Annotated in this window: 11 protein-coding genes; 9 read left to right on the plus strand and 2 right to left on the minus strand. The window is 65.6% G+C overall.

Going from position 1 to position 12,583, the window contains the following annotated elements; translation table 11 throughout:
* Both CSW57_RS08955 and CSW57_RS08960 read left to right on the plus strand, forming a co-directional pair.
* Nucleotides 1-874 (plus strand): sensor histidine kinase (locus CSW57_RS08955; RefSeq protein WP_223249144.1); only part of this gene is annotated, 874 nt, incomplete at its 5' end.
* On the plus strand, nt 871-1,545 hold the full coding sequence (locus CSW57_RS08960; protein ID WP_223249145.1) for a response regulator: 675 nt from the start codon (nt 871-873) through the stop codon (nt 1,543-1,545). The genes CSW57_RS08955 and CSW57_RS08960, both read left to right, overlap by 4 nt.
* 27 nt (nt 1,546-1,572) lie before the next feature.
* Here CSW57_RS08960 and CSW57_RS08965 read toward each other — a convergent pair whose 3' ends face one another.
* The gene (locus tag CSW57_RS08965) at nt 1,573-2,190 is read right to left on the minus strand and encodes a TetR/AcrR family transcriptional regulator (RefSeq protein ID WP_189339192.1); all 618 of its coding nucleotides are present in this window, start codon (nt 2,188-2,190) and stop codon (nt 1,573-1,575) included.
* Nucleotides 2,191-2,409: 219 nt separating this feature from the next.
* Here CSW57_RS08965 and CSW57_RS08970 point away from each other — a divergent pair, with 219 nt between their 5' ends.
* Genes CSW57_RS08970 through atzF form a run of 5 tightly spaced genes read left to right on the plus strand, consistent with a single transcriptional unit; the run spans nt 2,410 to nt 9,259 of the window.
* Nucleotides 2,410-3,972, plus strand: a complete 1,563-nt coding sequence (locus tag CSW57_RS08970) for an amino acid permease (protein ID WP_031333382.1) — start codon at nt 2,410-2,412, stop codon at nt 3,970-3,972.
* Nucleotides 3,973-4,015: 43 nt separating this feature from the next.
* Complete coding sequence (locus CSW57_RS08975; protein ID WP_099382498.1) at nt 4,016-4,876, plus strand: urea amidolyase associated protein UAAP1; 861 nt, start codon at nt 4,016-4,018, stop codon at nt 4,874-4,876.
* A 58-nt stretch (nt 4,877-4,934) separates the two neighbouring features.
* A complete protein-coding gene (locus CSW57_RS08980; RefSeq protein ID WP_099382499.1) occupies nt 4,935-5,594 on the plus strand; it encodes an urea amidolyase associated protein UAAP2 in 660 nt (219 codons plus the stop codon).
* Nucleotides 5,595-5,597: 3 nt separating this feature from the next.
* The gene (locus tag CSW57_RS08985; protein ID WP_099382500.1) at nt 5,598-7,601 is read left to right on the plus strand and encodes a 5-oxoprolinase/urea amidolyase family protein; all 2,004 of its coding nucleotides are present in this window, start codon (nt 5,598-5,600) and stop codon (nt 7,599-7,601) included.
* Nucleotides 7,598-9,259, plus strand: a complete 1,662-nt coding sequence (atzF, locus tag CSW57_RS08990) for an allophanate hydrolase (RefSeq protein ID WP_099382501.1) — start codon at nt 7,598-7,600, stop codon at nt 9,257-9,259. The genes CSW57_RS08985 and atzF overlap by 4 nt, the downstream gene beginning before the upstream one ends.
* Here atzF and CSW57_RS08995 read toward each other — a convergent pair.
* Nucleotides 9,256-10,131, minus strand: a complete 876-nt coding sequence (locus CSW57_RS08995) for a TIGR03621 family F420-dependent LLM class oxidoreductase (RefSeq protein ID WP_099382502.1) — start codon at nt 10,129-10,131, stop codon at nt 9,256-9,258. The genes atzF and CSW57_RS08995 overlap by 4 nt on opposite strands.
* An 80-nt stretch (nt 10,132-10,211) precedes the next feature.
* Here CSW57_RS08995 and CSW57_RS09000 point away from each other — a divergent pair, with 80 nt between their 5' ends.
* Together CSW57_RS09000 and CSW57_RS09005 are read left to right on the plus strand one after the other, a co-directional pair.
* Nucleotides 10,212-10,898, plus strand: a complete 687-nt coding sequence (locus CSW57_RS09000) for a histidine phosphatase family protein (RefSeq protein WP_099383257.1) — start codon at nt 10,212-10,214, stop codon at nt 10,896-10,898.
* A gap of 111 nt (nt 10,899-11,009) precedes the next feature.
* Nucleotides 11,010-12,491 (plus strand): SDR family oxidoreductase, encoded by a 1,482-nt coding sequence (locus CSW57_RS09005; RefSeq protein WP_099382503.1) that lies wholly within the window; start codon nt 11,010-11,012, stop codon nt 12,489-12,491.
* Nucleotides 12,492-12,583: the final 92 nt, after the last annotated feature.

The raw sequence follows: 12,583 nt of genomic DNA on the forward strand, positions 1-12,583 counted from the left end.
CCCGTGCGAGCCGTTCGCCTCGGTGGCCCTGGCCAGCTTTGTAGCAGCTATGACAAACCGCTGGCTGTACCCGGAAGGGCAGGAGTCGCTGCTCGCGGTGCTCGTGTTCTGGGCGCTGATGGCTGCGGTGGCGGTCGGGTGGGGAACCATGGTCCGCAACCGCCGGCAGCTGTTGATCTCCCTGGCCGAGCGTGCGCGAACCGTCGAGGCCGAGCAGCGCGAGCGGATCGCCAATGCGCGGGCCACCGAACGCGAACGGCTCGCACGGGAGATGCATGACGTGCTCGCCCACCGGATGAGCCTGCTGTCCGTGCACGCCGGTGCGCTCGAGTTCAGGCCCGACGCGCCACCGGAGGACATCCGCCGGGCGGCCGGGGTGATTCGCGCCGGCGTCCACCAGATGCTGAACGACCTGCGTGACGTGATCGCCATGCTGCGTGAGGATTCCGAGGATTTTGCTCAGCCCACCCGATCGCTGAGCACGTTGCCCACCCTGTTCGGCGAGGCCGAGGAGGCGGGCAGTCAGATCCGCGCGACCATCGACATCTGCGACCTCGACGACGTCCCGGGTGTGGTCAGCCGGGCCGCCTATCGAATTGTTCAGGAAGGCTTGACCAATGCGCGTAAACACGCGGGTGCTGTTCCGGTGACCGTGCACATCAGTGGCGGACCCGGAGATGGGCTGAGTGTGAGAATTCGCCAACCACTGTCGATGGCTGCCAATTCGGCCATCGAACCGATCCCGGGGGCCAAGTCGGGTCTTGTCGGCATCAACGAGCGGGTCACTCTCGCCGGCGGCGAGTTGTCGTATGGCGTCGTGGAGCGCAACTTCGTGCTGACCGCTCGCCTGCCGTGGGAGGCGGGCAGCCTGTGAGCTCTGAGGCCCCTTCCCCCATCCGACTGCTGCTCGTGGACGACGAGTGGCTGGTGCGTGCGGGTCTGCGGACGATGCTGTCGGGGCAGCCGGACATCGACATCGTCGGCGAAGCCGCGGACGGATCCACGGTCTCGGCGCTTGCCCAGCAGACCGGCGCCAACGTGGTGCTGATGGACATCCGGATGCCGAAGGTCAACGGGCTCGAGGCCACCGTCGCGTTGCGTTCGATGGCCGAGCCGCCACAGGTGATCATGTTGACCACCTTCGACACCGACGACCTGGTGTTGCGTTCGTTGCAAGCCGGCGCCAGCGGCTTCCTCCTCAAGGACACCCCGCCGGCCGACCTCATCGCATCTCTGCGCAAAGTTGTTGCGGGCGAACCGATTCTGTCACCGTCGATCACCCGCAAGTTGATCGTGCGCTTCACCGACCCCGGTGATCGCCGCACGAAGGCAACTGCGCAGTTCGATCAGCTCACCGCCGGCGAGCAGCGCGTGGCCATCGCGGTCGCGCGCGGGATGTCGAACGCCGCGATCGCCGAAGAGTTGTTCGTGTCCATCGCCACGGTCAAGAGCCACATCTCGCACATCCTGGAGAAGCTGACCTTCAACAACAGGGTGCAGATCGCACTCCTGGTTCACGACGCATTGCCCGGTGAGGTGCTCTGAACTGTTGCCCGTTCGCGGCTGCGGCGGCTACTTCAGGACCAGTGCGATGGTGTCGACCAAGAGATCGACCATTTCGTGCAGGGAGTCGGCGCCCAGCGCTCCGGCCATCTCATCAGAACGCATGCTGATCACCGACTCGACAAGCCGGAACGGAAGGTGTCGACGCGGATCGTCGGGGTCACCGAGTACCTCCCCTGCCAGCGCGGCATAGATACGCGCCAGATCTGTTCTCGCCTGGCGGAATTCGGCGAACCGCTCGGTGCGCAATTCCGGTAGGAGATACAGGGCGCCGAGGTTCCACCTCGAACCTGCGAGCTGGGCGGCGTCGAACCGGGCGAGCGACTGCAGCCGTTCGAGCGCCGGCTCGCCGTCTGCCTCTCGGAGCTCCTGCGCCGTGACGAGTGCCCGGGCCACGGTGTTCTGTAGCAACGCCTCGAGGATGTCGTCCTTGGTCTTGAAGTGGTGATAGAGAGAGGCCTGCCGAATCCCCACGGCCTCCGCGATCATTCGGGTGGAGGTACCGGAGTACCCGCGTGTGGTGAAGAGTTCTCCGGCGGCGTCGAGGATTTCGTCCCGCGCGGTATCCCCACGGCGACGCTGCTCCACCAACCTCGGGCGACCTGGCCCTGCCGAAACCGAACTCACACAGAGCACCTTACTGTCATCCGCTGCAGCCGATCCGTCGTCGCAGCGCGGCTCGGATGACAAACGGACCTGACCTGGCCAGTGCGCATTCGGAAACACAGTTGTTGCACTCGTTTGCCTCGGGGTAACAAACCTGTCACTCGACAGAAATAGCGAACGGTTTATCTATCACCTGACAGATAAACCGGGCTCATGGGCCCACTACCAGGAAGATCTCCCATGACCGCAACTGCGCAACCACCTTCGGCACCAGTGAGCGGCGGCGTCACCAAGAACGGCGACTCCGACGATCTCTCCGCGTTCGGTTACACCCAGCAGCTCCATCGTTCGCTGGGAACATTCGCGTCCTTTGCGGCGGGATTTTCCTTTGTCTCCATCCTGACGACCATCTTCCAGCTCTTCGGACTCGGCTTCTCGTTCGGCGGTCCGGCATTCTTCTGGACCTGGCCCGCGGTCTACGTCGGTCAACTCCTGGTGGCTCTGTGCTTCGCCGAGATCGCCGCTCGCTTCCCCATCTCGGGGGCCATCTACCAATGGTCGCGCCGTATGGGCGGCGAGGTGATCGGCTGGTTCGGCGGCTGGTTCATGATCCTCGCGCAGATCGTCACCGCCTCGGCAGCGGCAATCGCGCTGCAGGTGGTGATGCCGTCCATCTGGACCGGCTTCCAGCTCATCGGCTCCGACCCTGCCCTCACCAGCACCAGCGGCGCGTCCAACGCTGTGCTGCTCGGCTCGATCCTGCTGGTGATCACCACCATCATCAACTGCATCGGCGTCAACTGGATGAGCCGAGTCAACAGTATCGGTGTCACCTGCGAGATCGTCGGCGTCATCGCTGTGATCCTGGCTCTGTTCACCCATGCCGAGCGCGGCCCCGACGTGGTGTTCGACACCGGCATTCCCGGCGAACAGCCCGGGTACGTCTGGGCTTTCATCGTTTCCGGCTTGATGGCCGCCTACGTGATGGTCGGCTTCGGCTCCGCAGGCGAGCTCGCCGAGGAGACCAAGAACCCGCGGCGCGTCGCACCGCGGACCATCCGCTTGGCGTTGACCGTATCGGCCATCGGCGGTGGGCTCATGCTGCTCGGCGCCCTGATGGCAGCTCCGAGCCTCGGTGAAGAACTGGCCGTCGGCGGCCTGCCTTACGTCCTCGATTCCGTGCTCGGATCGTTCTGGGGCAAGGTCCTGCTGTGCGACGTGGTGGTGGCGATCTTCATCTGCACCTTGGCAATTCAGACCGCATGCTCCCGGCTGATGTTCTCGATGGCCCGCGACGACCGGCTTCCCGGATCCCGGATCCTCTCGCACGTCAACCCGAGAACCGGCACCCCGATCGCCCCGTCGATTCTGATCGGCGTTCTCTGCATCGGCGTCTTGGTGGTCAACGTGGGCAACTCGGCGATCTTCGCGACCCTCGCCAGTGTCTGCATCATCTTGATCTACCTTGCCTACCTCTCCGTCACGGGCCCGATGCTGTGGCGACGCCTCAAGGGCTGGCCGCACGGCACTCCCACCGTCGACGCCGAGGGCAAAAAGCTGTTCAGCCTGGGCCGGTTCGGGATTCCCATCAACCTCCTGGCAGTCGTCTACGGGCTCGCCATGGTCGTGAACCTGGCATGGCCGCGGTCGGAGATCTTCGACCCGGCCGGCGAGATGCCCATCCTGAAATGGGCGGGCCCGATCTGCATCGCGGTGGCCATCCTGCTCGGTATCGCCTGCTTCCCCCACGGCAAGAAGCATCCGATGCCCGTGAAGGTCGCCGCACCCGCAGAGCCCATCTGATCCGGCTCTCCGCGAACAGCTCTCACCGAAAGGGAACTCCGTCATGACAACGTCCACCGAGTCGACAACCGGTTCGACCGGCACCACCGCAGGTGCCCGCGAACATGCGCGGGCACAGGCCGCCACCATCACCGACTCCATGCCGGTGGTGCCGGCATCGACGTGGACACCGTTGCCCGACAACGTCGCCGCGCGTGACATGACCTGGGCAGAGACGGTTCCCGGCGGGCGCTACACGGTGAAGGTCCTTGCCCGCGGAACACGCCTGCGACTGCGTGATGTGGCCGGCACCGGATGTGCGCACGTCCTCCTGTGGCGCGCCGACGCACCGTGGGAGCGGCTCAATGTCGCCGACACGGTCAAGGTGCCCTGGCAGGCGTACCTCGGTTCCGGTCACCCGCTGCTCAGCGATCAGGGTCGCGCACTCGCGACCATCGTCGCCGACACCTCCGGCCATCACGACGCCCTGTGCGGTACCAGCACGCTCGCGGGGAACGTCGCGAAATATGGTGCCGGGGCCGTTCATTCGACATCGCCGGCCGGGCGCGAGATGTTCACGCTGGCGGCGGCCAAGCACGGACTGAGCCCCACCGACGTGGTTCCGTCCCTGTCGTTCTTCCACAGCATCGTGGTGGAGGCCGACGGAACACTGACGTCGAAGGGCTCCGCCGGCCGCGACAAGTACGTAGATCTGCTCTTGCATCTCCCGTGCACCGTCGCGATCGTCAACACCGCGCACCCTCTCGACCCGTCTCCCGGTTTCGATGTGGGGCCACTGGAGATCCTGGCGTGGAAGGCTCCGGGCGATCTCGACTCCGCGTTGGCCTCCCTGCCCGACACAGACCCGGAGTATCAGCGCGCGGTGCTCAACTCCGAGGACGTGTGGGGCGCGGCCCACTTCTAGAGTCCGATTTGCCGCACCCCGTGAACCCCTTCCGCAAACTTTCCGAAAGGACACCGTGATGACCTCTGCCACAACGGCATCGGCTCGCGATCTCGCCCTCGTCGACGGACAGGTGATCCTCGACCATGAGATCGGCGAACGTGCACCGTGGTCGGGCATCGTCGAAGCCGGCGATGTGCTGACCATCGTCGATCTGCATGGGAACCAGGCCGTGGACACCCTGTTCTTCGGCGGTGCCGATCACGCCATCCGCTACTCCGCCCAGACCACGATCGCCGCCCAGGGCAACATCTTCCTCACCACCGGAACCGTGATCCGCGACCATGATTCGGCGCCGATGATGACCATCGTGGCCGATGAGGTGGGCAACCACGACACCGTCGGCGGCGCGTGCTCGCAGGAATCGAACACCCTTCGCTACGGCCACCACACCAAACACCAGCACGCCTGCGTGGAGAACTTCTTGATCGGTGGCGCGCGACACGGGCTGGGTAAATCGGATCTGGTCGGCAACGTCAACTTCTTCATGAATGTGCCGGTGGATTCGGACGGCTCGCTCGGCATCGTCGACGGATTGTCGGCACCGGGCCGGCGAGTCGCATTGCGCGCCGACGCCGACACCTTGGTGCTGATCTCGAACTGCCCCCAGATCAACAACCCCTGCAACGGATTCGACCCCACTTCGGTGCGGGTCATCGTGACACGACCAGAGGCATAACAGATGTCGAGCATCTCGGTACTGCGGGCGGGCCCGCAGAGCACCATTCAGGATTGGCCGGGCCGTATCCGGTACTGGCAGGTGGGTGTACCGCCGTCCGGACCCATGGACGATCTGTCGTTCCGACTTGCGAACATCGCGGTGGGCAACGCAGAAGGAGCGCCCGGCCTCGAATGCACCCTGCTGGGGCCGCAATTGAGTTTCGACGAGGACACCGTCGTCGCGGTCACCGGCGCACCTGTGCAGGTGACCGTGGCGGGCAAGGCGGTTTCGCAGTGGTCACCGATCGAGGTCAAAGCGGGACAGATCCTCGATGTCGGCGCAGCAGGCGGTGTCGGGATGCGGATGTACATCGCCGTTGCGGGCGGGATCGACGCCGAGCTGTACCTGGAGAGTCGCGCCACCTTCACGCTCGGAAAGTTCGGCGGCAAAGACGGCCGCTCACTGGCCGACGGCGACACCCTGGCCAAGGCGTCGGCACCTGCTGCCGGACCGGCACGCCGCATCCTGATCGACGAAAAGCCCGCGCTGACCAACAACTGGCAACTCGCCGTCACCGTCGGACCACACAGCGCTCCAGAGTTCTTCACCCCCGAGGACATCGAGGATCTGTACGACACCGCCTACGAGGTGCATTTCAACTCCGACCGCACAGGTGTCCGCCTGCTCGGACCGCAGCCACGCTGGGCCCGCACCGATGGCGGCGAGGCAGGTCTTCACCCGTCCAACATCCACGACACCGCCTATTCCGTGGGCGCGCTCGACTTCACCGGTGACACCCCGATCCTGCTCGGCCCCGACGGGCCGAGTCTGGGCGGCTTCGTCTGCCCGGTCACCGTCACCACGGCGGACCGCTGGAAGATGGGTCAGCTCAAACCGGGCGACACCGTCCGGTTCGTACCGGTGCGGGTTGCCGAGGTGGCGAGTTCGGCCGCATTGGGGACAGCTCGGCGCTCGAACATGGTCACCGTTCTGTCGTCCGGTAGCGATCTCGACGACGGAGTGCTCGGATCCACCCGAACCGCCGACGGCACCACCGAGGTGACCTATCGCCGTAGCGGAGACGACAACGTCCTCGTCGAATACGGCGAAATGACACTCGATCTCGCGCTCCGAGCACGGGTGCATGCCCTTGCACAGCGGATCGAGGCCGACCGGCCCGCCGGACTCGTCTCGCTCACACCCGGCATCCGGTCACTTCAGGTCAAGGTCGACGCCACCGTGATGCGGCAATCGGTCCTGCTCGACTGGCTCATCGAGTGCGAAGCCCAGTTGCCGTCGGCGTCTGAGCTGGTGGTGCCGAGCCGTACGGTGCACATGCCCCTGTCGTGGGACGATCCGGCGACCCGCGAGGCGATCGAACGGTACATGCTGGGCGTGCGCTCCGACGCGCCCTGGTGCCCGTGGAACATCGAGTTCATCCGGCGGATGAACGGGCTGAACTCCGTCGACGACGTGTACCGCATCGTCTACGACGCCGAGTACCTCGTGCTTGGCCTGGGTGACGTGTATCTCGGTGCGCCCGTTGCCGTTCCACTCGATCCGCGACACCGTCTGATCACCACCAAGTACAACCCGGCTCGCACCTGGACCCCGGAGAACGCGGTCGGCATCGGCGGCGCCTACATGTGCATCTACGGCATGGAGGGTCCCGGCGGCTACCAGTTCGTCGGTCGGACCACCCAGGTGTGGAACCATCGGCATCCACTCGAGGCAGCAGGGTTCGAACCCGAGCACCCATGGCTGTTGCGGTTCTTCGACAAGATCAGCTGGTACCCGGTCACTGCCGACGAGTTGCTCGACCTGCGGGCCGACATGGCCGCCGGTCGAGGACATGTGGAGATCACCGACGGCACGTTCTCACTGGCCGAGCATCAACAGTTCCTCACCGACAACGCCGACGACATCAAGGTCGAACGGTCAGCGATGGAGACGGCGCGCGCCGAGGAGCGCAAGCGCTGGTCCGACGGCGGCGAGTTCGCCACTAAGACAGGAAAAGTCGCGTGACACGAATAGCCGACATCTACGCCCAGATCGCCGCGGCCGACCGGCCGGAGGTGTTCATCACCCTTCGTGATCAGGCGGACGTCGAGAGAGACCACGCTGCCTCCATCGCGGCCGGGGGCGAATTGGCCGGGGTGGTGCTTGCGGTCAAGGACAACGTCGACGTCGCCGGGCTGCCGACGACCGCTGCGTGCCCGGGCTATGAGTACCGGCCCGAACACGATGCCGCTTCAGTCGCCGCCCTTCGCGCGGCCGGAGCGGTGGTCATCGGCAAGACCAACCTCGACCAGTTCGCGACCGGTCTGGTCGGCACACGTAGCCCCTATGGTGCGGTGCGTGATTCACGTCGACCCAACTACATATCTGGGGGTTCGAGCTCCGGCTCGGCAGTGACCGTTGCACTGGGGTTCGCCGACATCGCCATCGGCACCGACACTGCCGGATCGGGACGGGTGCCAGCCGGCCTGCAGGGCATCGTCGGCATCAAGCCCACCATCGGAGTGGTCAGCACCGCGGGTGTGGTGCCGGCCTGCGCCAGCTATGACTGTGTGACCATCCTCGCCGCAGATCTGGACCTCGCCAATCGCGCGATGGGGGTGATGGCGGGAGCCGCTGTGTGGCCGGCCTCAACGCATTTCGCTGCGCCCGACAGTCCGGTGGTCGCCGTGCCGGCCACGCTGCCCGCTCTCGATGCACGGTGGCAGGAGGCCTTCCACACCGCGGTGGAATACGCCGAGAACGCGGGTGTGCGGATCAAGCGAATCGATCTGTCGGACTTCCTGGCTGCGGCCAAGCTCTTGTACGAAGGCGCCCTGGTCGCCGAGCGTTATGACGCGGTCGGCGAATTCATCACAGCGGCATGCTCTTCCGACCTCGTGGACCCGACAGTCGCCGCGATCATCGGCCCGGCCGACCGGTTCAGTACCACCGACCTGCTGTCGGATCGCCGACGCGTACAGGCGCTGGGTGAGCGCGCCATGTCGGTGCTCGGCGACGCGACCGCTCTGCTGATCCCGACTGCCCCGATGCATCCGACGCTGGCCGAGGTGGAGGCCGACCCCGTCGGCGTCAACGCAACGATGGGGACCTACACCAACTTCTGCAATCTGTTCGACCTGTGCGCGGTGTCCGTTCCTGCGGGCGAGGTGGTCGAAAATGACGGCTCGGCAGCACAATTCGGTGTCACCGTGGTGGGCCGGGCCTACGACGACGCAGTGGTGCTCGACATCGCCGGCCGAATCGGTACGGGATCGCCCGTAGTCGGCCGGTCCTGGCCCGAACGGGCGGGCGCCAAGGCCACCGAGGTGTTCGTGGTGGGTGCGCATCTGCGGGGCCAGCCGCTGGTGGGTCAGCTCACCGACAAAGGCGCGCGTTGGGCCGGAGACGCCGCGACAGCGGAGGGGTACCGGCTCGTCGCCCTCGACACCGAGCCCGCAAAGCCAGGGCTCGTCCGCGACGAGTTGTCGGGCACATCCATTCGCGGAGAACTATGGGCCCTCTCACCGGCGGCGCTCGGTGAGTTTCTCAGCGAACTCCCGTCGCCGATGATGCTGGGGCCGGTCCAACTCTCCGACGGTCGCTGGACAGTGGGCTTCGGGTGCGACCACCAGTCGGTGGGCGAGGCTGTGCCACTGACCGCCACCCATTGGCTCGAACGCTAGCGGTTCGCTCCCGCCGGACCTTGACGCAGTTCTGAGATCACCCTGCCGAACGCGTCGAGATCTGCCGCCGACGGCTCGATCGGCGTCAGGTAGGTGATCCCGAACTGCTCTCGCAGTTGCCGGATGCGGGCGACCACCTCGTCGTGAGACCCGTGCAACGCGTTGGGTTGGCGCAACAGTTCGCGGTCGGTGGCATCGCGGTTGTGGTGACGCAACGTGTCGAGGTCGGGCTCTCGGTCGATGGCGAGGTCGAAGACGATCAGATTCAGTTCAAGGTCGTCGAACCTCGAACCCGCTTGGCGGCGAATGTATTCCACGCGCTCAGCGAGAGCCTCGTCGTCGGCGAGACCCGCAAGGGCAACGATGTCCGCATGGTGGGCCGCGATCGTCAGCACCCGATTTCCGGTGCCGGCGACCATGATCGGAGGTGGTGTCTGCACCGAGGGCGGCGTCCGGGTCGGGTCACCGAGAAGCCGTCTGAGTTCGATCACCACGTCGCGCATGTGGTCGACGCGTTGCCCCGGCGACCCGAACGGGATACCCGCTGCTTCGAACTCCGCCTCGACATAGCCCGCGCCCAGTCCGATCTCCACGCGTCCACCCGTCAACTGGTCGACACCGGCGATGTCGCGGGCGAGCAGAGCCGGCCGGTAGAAGCCTGCGTTGAGGACGAAGTTGCCGACCCGCACGGTCGGCGCGGCAGCTGCGGCCGCGACCAACATGGGGAACGGCGCACCCAGTTCGAGATGGTCGGGCAGCAGCACCACGTCCACACCGCAGCGTTCGGCGTGCCGCACCTGGGCCAAGAACTCATCGGCCGTTCCTTGGGCCAGGAAGTTCACCCCGAACCGGAAGTCTCGAGAACCGCTCATGACACACCATTAGAGACGATCACCGCACCTCGGCGCGACCGATGCCGGGCGGCGGGCCACCGCACGGCAAGATGATGCCCATGGGTGTCATCTACTTGGTGCGTCACGGTCAGGCCGGTCATGACGAGAACGGCTACGGGAGTCTGACCGATCTCGGACGGGAGCAGGCACGGAACGTGGGCAAGCACCTCGCGCGGCGCGTGGGCCGGCTCGATTTCGCGGCGTCGGGAAATCTGGCCCGGCAGTTGGAGACGGTGCAGGAGATCGTCGCGCAGTTCAAGGAAGGGACTGCTCCCGAGCCCGTCGTGAATGCGGGCTGGAACGAATACGACCTGACTCACCTGACCAACCGGGAGATGCCACCGGTGGGCACGTCGGCCGAGGCCGCCGACGCCCAGCGCGACTTCCAGCGCGATCTCGACAAGGCACTGCTGGCCTGGGCTGCCGACGGCCACAGCACCGGGGCCGGTTCCTATGCCGAGTACCGCGAGTCGATCCGCGAGGCTCTCAAGGAGATCGCCACGTTCGCGGGTCCCGGTCAGGTCGCCCTCGCCGCATCGTCGGCAGGCACCATCGCGGCCGTCGTCGCGGAGTTGTGGGGTGTGGACTCGCAGACCTGGCCCGTCGTCGCCCGCACCATGGTCAACGCCTCGATCACCAAGCTCATCGTGGGGAGCACCGGCATCAACGTGATGTCGGTGAATGATCACGCACTCGCCGACAATCCTGACGATCAAGGAAAGCGACCGCTCGTCACCATGCGTTAGAGCACCTTCGCGTTTGAGATCTCTCGACCTGGGCATTCAGTCGTCAGCAACTGTTGAACCGAGACGATCGCGGTCTCGGAACGAAGCCGAATCCCAACCATCGGAGCGCTCATGCAGCCCGCCACCAGTTCGACACCCAGTGCTCTGGTCACCGGCGCCACCGGTTACATCGGCGGCCGGCTGGCACCACGCCTGATCGAACGTGGCCATGATGTTCGAGTCCTAGCGCGGACCCCGGACAAGTTGAAGGGCGCGCCCTGGATCGGCAGCGCCAAGGTGATCAAAGGCGACCTCAGCGACAAAGCGTCGCTGGAGAACGCCTTCACCGACGTCGACGTGGTGTACCACCTCGTGCACTCGATGGGGAATTCCAAGGACTTCAGCGCCGAGGAGCGGCGTTCGGCAGAGAACGTCGCCGAGGCCGCACGCAAGGCGGGGGTGTCCCGGATCGTCTATCTCTCCGGGCTGCACCCCTCCGGCGTGCAACTGTCCGAGCACCTGAGCTCGCGTACCGAGGTCGGCGAAGTACTGATGGAATCGGGCATCGAGACCATCGTGTTGCAGGCCGGCGTCGTGATCGGTTCCGGCTCGGCGTCCTTCGAGATGATTCGGCACCTCACCGAGCGTCTGCCGGTGATGACCACCCCGAAGTGGGTGCACAACAAGATTCAGCCGATCGCCGTCCAGGACGTCATGCACTACCTGATGGAAGCAGCGACCGCGACGGTTCCAGAGTCCCGCACATGGGACATCGGCGGCCCTGACGTACTCGAGTACGGCGACATGATGCAGATCTATGCCGAGGTTGCCGGGCTGCGCAAGCGCAAGATGATCGTGATCCCGTTCCTGACACCGTCGCTGGCGAGCAACTGGGTCGGCACCGTCACCCCGATTCCTGGCGGTCTCGCCCGTCCCCTGGTGGAGTCGCTCGAACACGACGCGGTCGCCTCCGAGCACGACATCGACGACGTCATCGCACCCCCGCCCGGCGGGTTGACCCCCTACCGCACGTCCGTCGAACTCGCGCTGGCCCGCGTGGGGCGCGGTGATGTGGAGACGCCGTGGTCCAACGCGTCTCCGGCGTGCGCCCCGTCCGAACCGATTCCCTCAGATCCCAAGTGGGCCGGTGAAGAGGCGTACGTCGATGCCCACACCAGCCACACCGTCGCGGACGCGGCGGCTGTGTGGAAGGCGATCGAGGGGCTGGGCACCGAAAACGGTTGGTACGGAACAGCACCGGCCTGGAAGTTGCGTTCGAGAATCGACTGGGCCGTCGGCGGCCCCGGATCGTCCGGCAGCCCGAGCCATGAGGGCACCCCGGCTCCCGGCGACGACCTCGAATGGTGGCGCGTGGAAACAGTGGAGCCCGAGCACACGTTGCGGCTACGGTCACAGATGCGGTCACCAGGTACGTCGTGGCTCGAGTTCCGCATCAGCGCAAGCGAATCCGGTAGCGAACTCGACCTGCGCACAGTGTTCTATCCGCGTGGCATCGTCGGACGTGCCTACTGGTATGCCCACTTGCCGGCTCATCGTGCGGTGTACCGCACGATGATGAAGAACATTCTGCGTGAGGCCGAGAGATCAGTTTGATCTGATTCCGGCGCTAGCGGCCGACCAGCGTTAGCCCTACCTGCGCCGTGTCATGTTTACTTGACATGTGAAACACTGTCCGCGTAACAAGT

Origin of the sequence: Williamsia muralis (assembly GCF_002735905.1) — a bacterium.
Classification (GTDB): domain Bacteria; phylum Actinomycetota; class Actinomycetes; order Mycobacteriales; family Mycobacteriaceae; genus Williamsia; species Williamsia muralis_A.

Excerpts from the sequence above, each read along its gene's own strand:
- CSW57_RS08970 (WP_031333382.1), top strand. The coding sequence starts at position 2,410 with ATGACCGCAACTGCGCAACCACCTTCGGCACCAGTGAGCGGCGGCGTC.
- CSW57_RS08975 (WP_099382498.1), top strand. The coding sequence starts at position 4,016 with ATGACAACGTCCACCGAGTCGACAACCGGTTCGACCGGCACCACCGCA.
- CSW57_RS08980 (WP_099382499.1), top strand. The coding sequence starts at position 4,935 with ATGACCTCTGCCACAACGGCATCGGCTCGCGATCTCGCCCTCGTCGAC.
- CSW57_RS08985 (WP_099382500.1), top strand. The coding sequence starts at position 5,598 with ATGTCGAGCATCTCGGTACTGCGGGCGGGCCCGCAGAGCACCATTCAG.
- CSW57_RS08995 (WP_099382502.1), bottom strand. The coding sequence starts at position 10,131 with ATGAGCGGTTCTCGAGACTTCCGGTTCGGGGTGAACTTCCTGGCCCAA.
- CSW57_RS09000 (WP_099383257.1), top strand. The coding sequence starts at position 10,212 with ATGGGTGTCATCTACTTGGTGCGTCACGGTCAGGCCGGTCATGACGAG.
- CSW57_RS09005 (WP_099382503.1), top strand. The coding sequence starts at position 11,010 with ATGCAGCCCGCCACCAGTTCGACACCCAGTGCTCTGGTCACCGGCGCC.